Below are 263 nucleotides of genomic sequence, written 5' to 3'. Positions count from 1 at the left end.
GCAAAACGGTGTTACAACCAATAAGAACCCACCGTGGTCGATAAAGATCCGCGCAGTCAACCAGATTTTTCGCAAGGTTCGTATGCGGATGAAGTGGATGATACTCCAGTGATGGAGTCCTTTGCAGAGGGACATAGGGATGGCAAGCGGTAAAGTCAAGTGGTTCAACAATGCCAAGGGCTATGGATTCATCAATGAGGAAGGTAAATCCGATGACCTGTTCGCCCATTATTCGGCCATCCGGATGGACGGATACAAAACCC

At 48.7% G+C, this 263-nt stretch carries 1 protein-coding gene; it reads left to right on the top strand.

The genetic code is table 11. The annotated features are described in order from the left end of the window. Window positions 1-139 precede the first annotated feature (139 nt). The coding region (locus R0J88_RS21000) for a cold shock domain-containing protein (RefSeq protein WP_410901027.1) at window positions 140-263 on the top strand (124 nt) is incomplete at its 3' end.

It is taken from the genome of Pseudoalteromonas sp. SIMBA_162 (assembly GCF_046535955.1).
Classification (GTDB): domain Bacteria; phylum Pseudomonadota; class Gammaproteobacteria; order Enterobacterales; family Alteromonadaceae; genus Pseudoalteromonas; species Pseudoalteromonas marina.
Note: the sequence above shows the minus strand (reverse complement) of the source record. Positions and strands in the feature narration are given on the sequence as shown.